7 protein-coding genes and 3 pseudogenes are annotated in these 8,851 nt (G+C 67.8%); 8 read left to right on the forward strand and 2 right to left on the reverse strand.

Annotation, left to right across the window (positions count from 1 at the left end; genetic code table 11):
• Window positions 1-328 precede the first annotated feature (328 nt).
• Together ACFZDJ_RS54840 and ACFZDJ_RS54845 are read right to left on the reverse strand one after the other, a co-directional pair.
• A complete protein-coding gene (locus ACFZDJ_RS54840) occupies window positions 329-976 on the reverse strand; it encodes a protein kinase (protein WP_391070801.1) in 648 nt (215 codons plus the stop codon).
• Between the two features lie 68 nt (window positions 977-1,044).
• A pseudogene (locus ACFZDJ_RS54845) lies at window positions 1,045-1,527 on the reverse strand (serine/threonine-protein kinase); the annotation flags it as partial.
• A 998-nt stretch (window positions 1,528-2,525) separates the two neighbouring features.
• On the opposite strand from ACFZDJ_RS54845, the gene ACFZDJ_RS54850 reads away from it, so the two are divergent.
• The 8 genes and pseudogenes from ACFZDJ_RS54850 to ACFZDJ_RS54885 all read left to right on the forward strand — a co-directional run.
• Complete coding sequence (locus ACFZDJ_RS54850; RefSeq protein ID WP_391070791.1) at window positions 2,526-2,882, forward strand: hypothetical protein; 357 nt, start codon at window positions 2,526-2,528, stop codon at window positions 2,880-2,882.
• 408 nt (window positions 2,883-3,290) lie between these two features.
• Window positions 3,291-3,413 (forward strand): annotated as a pseudogene (locus ACFZDJ_RS54855) (glyoxalase); the annotation flags it as partial.
• 187 nt (window positions 3,414-3,600) lie between these two features.
• Entirely contained in the window at window positions 3,601-3,879 is a 279-nt protein-coding gene (locus ACFZDJ_RS54860; RefSeq protein ID WP_391070793.1) for a hypothetical protein, read from the forward strand.
• A gap of 63 nt (window positions 3,880-3,942) precedes the next feature.
• Window positions 3,943-4,881: a hypothetical protein gene (locus ACFZDJ_RS54865; RefSeq protein ID WP_391070795.1), complete on the forward strand. Its 939-nt coding sequence runs from the start codon at window positions 3,943-3,945 to the stop codon at window positions 4,879-4,881.
• Between the two features lie 163 nt (window positions 4,882-5,044).
• Entirely contained in the window at window positions 5,045-5,494 is a 450-nt protein-coding gene (locus ACFZDJ_RS54870) for a hypothetical protein (protein ID WP_391070797.1), read from the forward strand.
• 346 nt (window positions 5,495-5,840) lie between these two features.
• Entirely contained in the window at window positions 5,841-6,887 is a 1,047-nt protein-coding gene (locus ACFZDJ_RS54875) for a hypothetical protein (RefSeq protein WP_391070799.1), read from the forward strand.
• An 88-nt stretch (window positions 6,888-6,975) separates the two neighbouring features.
• Entirely contained in the window at window positions 6,976-8,013 is a 1,038-nt protein-coding gene (locus ACFZDJ_RS54880) for a hypothetical protein (RefSeq protein ID WP_391070800.1), read from the forward strand.
• A gap of 236 nt (window positions 8,014-8,249) precedes the next feature.
• Window positions 8,250-8,851: pseudogene (locus ACFZDJ_RS54885) on the forward strand (IS5 family transposase); the annotation flags it as partial.

Genomic DNA, 8,851 nt, shown 5'->3' on the forward strand with positions numbered 1-8,851 from the left:
ATCCCGGCGCCCGGGTCCTGCCCGTCGCCAACGGCGTCGAACGCCCCCTCATCGAGCAGATCCGCTCCGGCACCGCCGAGACCGGCTGCTGCTGACGGATGTCTGAGCCCCGTGAGCCCCTTCTTCCTCAAGCGCAGACACGCCGACAGAAGGTGTACAGATCACCTCCGAACGCTTATAACGTCTGGCGTTGACGGCACCTCCAGGAGAAGCCCTTCGGGAAGGGGCGGGGCGCCCGGACTCATGGGCCCGAAGTGACGGTCGCCCGTCACGGTCGCTTGGTGCGGGATTCGATGTGGTCGGGCGACTTCGGGCCTCCGACGGCGGCTCAGTCGGATCCCTTCCCCTTGTCGTGCTTGCCCTTGCCATCGTGATCCTCGCTGTCCTTGTGGCCTTCCGTCGGCGGTGCCGTGGTGGACGGCGCCGCAGTCGCCGGGGGCTCGCTGACAGGTACGGATGTGACGGTCGTCGTCGGCGACGTAGGCGCCGACGGGCCGTCGTTACCTGAGTTCAGCGAGGCTCCGATGGCGGCGGCAGGAGCGAACAGGACCACGGCGGCGATGCCCAGCGCTGCTTTCGGCGTAAGCCTGCGGTGGCCGTGCGGATGGGAGTGTGCAGCGCGCGGATCCGCTGGAGGCGGCGGGGCTGGTGCGGGGGCAACCGGCGCGGGCATGAGGGCGGTGCTCTGCGGCTCGGCGAGGGCTGGAGTCTGCTGCGGCGCGTGGAGCCAGTTGGCTCCCTGCTCGGCGCTGGGTCGGTGCGGGGGGTCCTTGGCAAGCAGGTGCAGCAGGTAGTCGGAGAGGGGCTGGGGTATCTCGGGGCGCAGCGGGGCGGGCGGCAGCGGGGCGGCGTTGACGTGCTGTTGCACGACGGCGATCGAGGTGGTGCCTTGGAACGGGGGTCGGCCGGTGAGCAGTTCGTACAGTACGCAGCCGAGCGAGTAGACGTCCGAGGCGGGCTGTGCTGGATGCCCCAGGGCCCGCTCGGTGCCAGGTAGTCGGCGGTGCCGATGATCTTGCCGGTGGCGGTCAGGGTGCTGGCGGCGCCGTCCGCGAAACGGGCGATGCCGAAGTCGGTGATCTTTACGGTGCGGTCCGTGGAGATCATGAGGTTGGCAGGCTTGAAGTCCCGGTGGATCACTCCCTGGCGGTGGGCTGCGGACAGGCCCGCCGCCACCTGTGCTGCGATGGCGGCCGCCTCGTGCGGGGCCAGGGTGCCGCGCATCGACCGCTCCTGGGCCAGGCTCCAGCCGTCGACGAGCTCCATGACCAGGTAGAGCCGGCCGTGATGGGAGCCGAAGTCGTACACGCCCACGACGTTCGGATGGTTGAGACGGGCCGCGGTCTGTGCCTCCAGCCGGAACCGCTCGATGTCCGTCGCCTCGTCCGCCCTCAGGAGCTTGACCGCGACGGGGCGCCCGAGAACCTGGTCAGTCGCTCGCCGCACCTCGCCCATCGCGCCGCGTCCCAGCAGCTCATCCAGTTGATAGCGGTCTGCCAGCAGCACTTCACCCCCACCCCGACTCATGACGACAACGGCACACCGCACAAGCCCGAATTCTCATGACTGATCGTCATTTGGGCAGCGGCGGGCCCAGGAGACCGGGGCGACGACGAGAGACCGTCCAGGCGAAGCTCTCACGGGGCAGGCAGACGACGGGGGGACGCACCTGCCTGCCCCACTGCGCGAACACTCGCCGAAAAGAGGGGGGCGAGTATCACGGGACCTGACACAGCAGGCCCACCCCCTACAGCGCACGAAGGGGCAACAGCGTCACACCCACGGCAAACCTGAAGGATCATGAGTGCCGTCGCCGGCCCGGCGGTTGAACGGATCGGGAGCGGGGCCAGTGGGGAGCAGTCTTCAAGGCTCCGGTCCTGCAGAGCGGGTTGCGATACGAAGGCCCTGGAGCCGTCTGCTCGCCCGGCCAGCCCGAACGCGTGATTCGAGCAACCCGCAGCACCGCAGGTTCGCTTAGCTGGCAGTTGATGCCGCCGGTCTGTCTCGACAGTCCGGGAGGACACGCATGCCCAGGCCGGTCTCTCGCCTGCGCCTGGCCCTGCTGATCAACGCTTGGCGGGAGGGAAAGGTGAGATGAACGGCCGGTCGGGATGTGGAGCGTGGCTGGTCGACGCGCTGGTGCGCAGCTTCGGTTTCCGCCGCGCCTGTCGCCGTCGTTCGGGTGCGCGGAACCGGGCTGAACCCGGGACCTCACCCCAGCCTCCACCGGATGGCCGTCGGCTGTCGGCGTCGCCCGACCAGCAGGTCAAGCCCTATTTCTGGAGCAAGGAGCGCGTCGCTAATAGACCGCACGGTTGCGATTTAGGAGAGGTGCAGATTACGTGCCCATATTTGGGATATCTCGGGGATGGTGTAACGCGGCGGCGGCCGCAGGCCGCTGACCTATACAGGCCCGCGCGACGACCCGTGCGCGTGATGCCGCAGGAAACTCTCCTGGGAAAGACAACCCAGGAGCCTGATGGCCGTACCCCGGCCTGTACAGTGATGCGCCAGATTGGATTCCCGTGAGCAATACCGAACCGACGCCCGGATACGGCGCCTACGACCAGCCCTCGGGGCGCTCACACCGTTACGAGCGGAGCCAGTCCACTGCTCGACGGATAGCCCTGACCGTCCACACAATCGCTGACATCGCCGCCGTTTTCCTGGGGCTGTGGATCCTGCTCCATCTGCTCGGAGCCAACGAAGCCAATGTCTTCGTCGAGTTCGTGCACGGAACGGCCAACTGGCTGGCCTGGTGGTCACAGGATATTTTCACTATGGACACGGAAAGCCTTCGCGTTCTCCTCAATTATGGTCTGCCGGCCCTGATTTATTTGCTGGTCGGACACGGGATCGCTGCACGGCTCGGCCGCGCATGACCACATTCCCACGGCTGGAGAGTCCTGCCGACCAGACGCCCGATGTGAGTGAGCCACGATTGTGCTAGCGGTCACCAGGAATTTCGGGGTCCGATCCGGCGGGCCCGCAATACGACACCAAGAAGGGCCAGCCCTGTGACACCCAACTCCACCGGAAACGATCACCTGCCGGTCTACGAGAGTCTGGTACGTGAACGCGGTGACGTCGTAGCAGAAGCTCGTGCGGTGGCCGAACAGACGCAGCGTCAGGCAACGCAAGCGCTCAGCAGACACAACGGGGTTCCGCAGGAGCCCGGTCCTCAGTAAGGTGCTCCGTCCCGCCATGCGGCCGGCATGCCGGACCGATCCACAGGCCCAGCAGGTGCCGCGCCGGCCCGCAGGTCCACGGGTAGCGCCGGGCTTTGGGCGATGTCGGACGCAGCGCAGGAGAACCGGGAGTTCTATGGCCTGCTGGGCTTAGGAGAGGTCATGAACCTCGGCAGGATCATGACGCTCGCCTCGCCGTCCGTTCCGGCGGCGCAGGTCGGCTTCAACAGTAACTGAATAGGCCAGTTGGCGAACAAGGCGCCAGAGGCCACCCGGGGAAGCTGACCGGATGTCGCGGTTTTGTCCGAGCATGGCTGACATGCCTCCGGGGCGCCGGGCCGGCTGTGTCCACGGGAATGCCGTGCCATCGGGCGGCGCGGTGAGACACAACTCAGTAGAGGCCGTCGGGCCAGTGCGGGTCGTCCCAGCGGGCGTCCCCGGTGAGCCCTATCAGGCGTACCTGGTGGAGGAGTTCCCGCCGTCGACGTATCTCGTGGCCATCTGGGCTGTACGGTCCGCGCTTGCCGGGACCGGTGGCCTCGAGCTGGTCGTCCAGCCCGGCACTGGCCCTGGATCAGTCACATCACCGCCGCCAACAGCAGCTCAACACCCGCACGACGGGGTCGGCAGAAAGAAGATCGGCTACGACCAGCTCTCCGATCCCCTCAACTCCGTGACGGTTGTCTTCTAAAGGCATGGGTCGCGTCTGTGAATTTGATCGCCCCTGCAGTACTGGACTACTAATGTCCTTGTCATGAACGATTCGCTCTCTTCCGAGAGCTTCTTCCACGGCGCCAAGAAGGCCGCCCACAAAGCCATGGACGACCATGGCCGCCCAGAGCACGACGAGTTCGCACTCCACGCCGGCGTCGCCGTCGAGAAGCTGGCCAAGGCGGTCCTCGTCTCGAAGAACCCGGTCTACATCGCGGAGATCCGTAACAACAGCGCAGACATAGTGCTGTACCTCGGAGGGCACCTCCAGGTGGACGAAGAGAAGGTCCGCACGGTCGGGGCCATGGAGGCCATCAAGCGGCTCCGGAAGATCAACGTGCTGCAGCCGGACCCCCAGCTCGACCTGCTGATCGAGATGCGCAACGGAGCAGCTCACACCGCTCCTGACAGCGCCCTGGCCAAGGGGATGATCTCTCCCCTCGCGCGGACGGTCGCGGCACTGCTTGGTGATCTCGGCAAGCCGCTGGACGCCTTCTGGGAACGGTGGACAGACGCGGTCAAGGCCGCCGTCAACGAGCAGGAGGACCAGGTCTTCCGCGACGTCCAGCTCCGGATCACCCAGGCCCGCCACGCCTTCGAAGGCCGGTTCGTCGGCCTTCCGGCGGAGGTCAAGGAGGGCGCTCTCAAGGCGCCCCAGCCCCGCAACGAGGAGTGGTTCGTCCGGCCGACGGAGTACCTGAAGGACGGCATCGTTGTCCTGAAGACCTCGGGTGGCGAATGCCCGGCTTGCGGCGGTCAGGGACTCCTCACGTTCGAGCTGGCCAGCCGGACGGCCACGAACACGCACTACTCCGCGAACGGCTTCGGCTGCTACCTGTGCAACTTCGAAGCGAGTGGGCCGGATGAGATGGCCGCCCTGCGGAAGGCCAACACTCCGCCGATGATGACCACGGTGTCCGTATCGCACGGGCCGACGCTTCCTCCTGAGGTGCTGAAGGCGCTGGACGAGGAAGACGCCTGATCCACACCATCGGGCTCTGCGTTGGGTCGGCTCACGCACGCCACGTTGCGCTGCAGGGGGCACCACGAAGGAAGGCGGTGCCGCCGGCGCGCAGTGCGTCGAGGTAATCCCCAATCTCGGCAACGGCGAACGGGACACCTACATCCTGAACGACGCCCGTGTCGTGGACCCCGCCTCACCCTGCGTGCAGGCCCATGTCACGCCCGACGAGAAGCAGTTCGCCGACACGCAGCTCGCCAACGGCTTCAAGGATCAGCGGGTGATCGACTCCGACCAGTTCGAGCTGACGTTCTCGTTGCCGGACACCAGCCCGCAGGCCAGCTGCCTGAACGACCCCCCACCGATCAACTCGATTCCCAACGGCGACGGCTGGTTCTGGAACACCACCGAGGCGGTTCCTCTCGTCAACCAGAGCGACCCGGCGGGCGGGGCCGGAGAAAGGCCGACCCAGGCGCAGGCATGCCTGGGGCGGAAGACCGGCGGGGGGGAAGGGAACCAGCGATCCCGTCACCGGCTGGAAGGACGCGGAGGCGTTCAAGACGGCGAACAACCTCACCTACGGCCTGTCGCGGTGTCATCTCATCGCGAGCATCCTCGGCGGACGGGGCAATGATGCGCTCACTCGGACCAACCTCGTCCCCTGCTGGCAGAGCGAGATGAACACGGGCACGCCCAGCATACGGACGTTCGAGTCCAAGGCGCAGAACATGATCCAGGGCCCCTCGCCAATTTCGGAGCGAACGACGCGATCTTCTACCAAGTGACGCCCGTCCACAAGGACGCGAACAGCACCATTCCGGTGGGCGTCACAATGAACGCTAATATCGAACGGGCGAACGGGCGAACGGGACGACCGAGGAGCTGTTCCCCAACGTCTATGTCACCAACACCCTGAAGAACACCGGGTTGTACAACCTCGGTAACTGATCACAGTTCAGTTCGCGCCATCGGGAGCCGGCATGAGTTTCACCACCCCGCCACGGCCGTTCGACGTGACCGCGCTCTTCCCTCAACTGGCCCCGCTGGCACGCACGGCGACCCGGCTGCATCCCCGGCCCGGGTCTCCGACCGTGCACGACAGCTCCGCCGGCGGGCCGCTCCTGTGGCCCGCCGACGAGCCGTGGCCCCACTGCGAAGAGCCGCACGACAGTGAAGCGGCAGACGAGATGCACTCTCCGGACGACATCCGGCTCCTGCGTCGCATTCATGCAGCAGCGGCCGAGCGACGGCTCCGCGCCCCCCAGGCACCCGCGATCACGCCCGAGGAACGGGAGATCGAGCAGCGGCTCCGCGAGGGCCACCCGTGGTTCGACGGCCCGATTCCCATGATCCCCGTGGCCCAGCTCTACACCCCCGACGTCCCTCTCCCGGCCAGCCCTCCCGGAGCCGACCTTCTCCAGGTCCTGTGGTGCCCTTGCGGCCACGAGGAGTTTGCACACCCCCGAACCGCCCTCTTTTGGCGTTCCTCCGCCTCCGTCACCGACGTCGTCGATGCCCCGCCCGAGCCGCCCGTGATCCAGTTCGACTGGTACCTCCCGGAACCGTGCCTGCTGGCACCTGAACAGGTCACCGACTACCCCAGCCCCATGGAGCTGAGCAAGGAACTGCAGCAGCAGTTGGGCGACGTGAGCCGGTGGGAGACAGCCGGATTCGCGTGGGACGGCACCGGCGCGCTGGACCCGCAGGAGTTCTACTTCCGCAACCTGTGTCACGCCCCCGGGTGGAAGACCGGCGGCTTGACCCGCTGGGGCCTCACCGACCCCATGCCCCGCCCGTGCCCCGAATGCGGCACCGAGACGACCCCGCTCCTCACCATCGCGTCTTCGGAATGGAACTCCGGTAGCAAGAGCTGGATGCCCGATGAGGAACGGACGAACCCAACTCCGCTCCTCATCGGCACCCCGCCCGCGAACTTCACTCTCCTCGACATCGCCGGCGCCTACGACCTGCAACTCCACGCCTGCCCAGTGTCCCCGGACCATCCGCACATCGAACTGGTCCAGTGAGCAGGCCCGACGCCCGGGTACCGAACCGACACCGGGCTGTTCGAGCTCGGTAACTGATCCCACCCAGTTCGCGCCAACAGGAGCCGGCATGAGTTTCACCACCCCACCGCGGCCGGTCGACATCACCGCGCTCTTCCCTCAGCTGGCCCCGCTGGCGCGCACGGCGACCCGGCTGCACCCGCGGCCCGGGTCGCCGACCGTGCACGACAGCTCCGTCGGCGGGCCGCTCCTGTGGCCCGCCGACGAGGCGTGGCCGTACTGCGACGAGCCGCACGACAGCCGCGCGGCCCCGGTGGTCCACTCCCCCGACGACGTCCGGCTCCTCCGCCACGACCGCGCCGCAGCGGCCGAGCGGCTGCGCCTCAACCCCGAGGCACCCCAGTGGACTCCCGAGGAACGGGCGACGTGGGAGCGGCTCGCGGACCGCCCCTGGTTCGACGGCCCAATCCCCCTCCTCCCCGTCGCCCAGCTCTACGCTCGCGACGTCTCCTTCCCGCGCCCGCCCGACGCGGACCTCCTCCAGGTCCTCTGGTGCCCCTTCGACCACGAGATGGCCCACCCCCGGACAGCCCTCTTCTGGCGCTCCTCCGCCGCCGTCACCGACATCCTCGACGCACCGCCCGAGCCGCCCATCGTCCAGCGGGACTGCTACCTCCCGGAGCCGTGCCTGTTCTCACCGGAGCAGGTCACCGAATTCCCCCACCCCGGGGAGCTGGACAAGGAGCTCCGGGACCAGCTGGACGACATGAGCCGCTGGGAGACGATCGACCCCGCGCAGTACAACACGTACGCGGACGACCCGGGCGAGCTCTACCTGAACAACCTCTCCACCGCCCCCGGCTGGAAGACCGGCGGCTGGAGCAGCTGGCCCCGCACCGACCCCAAGCCCCGCCCTTGCCCCGAGTGCGGCACCGAGCAGGTCCCGCTCCTCACCATCGCCTCCTGGGAATGGGACGGCGGCAGCGGGACCTGGATCGCCGAGGAGGAACCGACGAACCCGGCCCCGCCTCCCCTGGGCGCCCAGGACGGCAACTTCACCTTGATCGACATCATCGGCGGCTACGACCTCCAACTCCACGTCTGCCCGGCATCCCCGGACCATCCGCACATCGAACTGCTCCCGTGAGCCCCGCGGAAGTCCTCCGCGCCGACGCATACGCCACTATCGGTACCGCGATCGACTCTCCGGTCAGCAGCCTTGGCCAACTACCAGATGATCCAAACGACAGGCCCGAGGTCACCACTCCGGCCGGGTCAACGACGGCCTGCTTGACCGCAAGCCACGGCGCCTAACTGATCGTTTCAGAATGGGTTGAGCTGTGGGTCTTGTGCTCACTGATCTTGGTCGGCAGGGTGTCCGGTGTGCGTGCTGATCTTGTTCCTGACGACTTGTGGGAGCGGGTTGCTCCGCTGCTGCCGCCCGCTCCCGAGCGGCGCCGCCGCTATCCGGGGCGGTTGCGTGTTCCCGACCGAGCGGCACTCGCCGGCGTCCTGTACGTGCTGCGGACCGGTGTCGCCTGGCGTGACGTCCCCGCAGAAACTGTCGGCTGCTCCGGGGTGACGGCCTGGCGCCGACTGCGGGACTGGACCGAGGCCGGCGTCTGGCCCCGCCTGCACGCCGCCCTGCTGAGCGAACTGCGCCGCGCCGGCCTGCTGGACCTGGACGACTGCGCCGTGGACGGCTCGCACCTCCGGGCCCTAAAGGGGGGATCACGTCGGCCCCTCGCCCGTCGACCGGGCCCGCCCCGGCTCCAAGCACCACTTGATCGTCGACCGTCACGGAACCCCGCTCGCCGTCACGCTCACCGGCGGCAACCGGCACGACGTCACCCAGCTCCTGCCCTTGTTGGACGCGGTCCCATCCATCCCGGGTCTGCGGGGACGCCCCCGCCGCAAGCCTCGGCGACTGTACGCGGACCGGGGCTACGACTTCGACAAGTACCGCCGCCTGCTGTGGAAGCGTG

The organism is Streptomyces sp. NPDC007896 (assembly GCF_042959425.1).
Classification (GTDB): domain Bacteria; phylum Actinomycetota; class Actinomycetes; order Streptomycetales; family Streptomycetaceae; genus Streptomyces.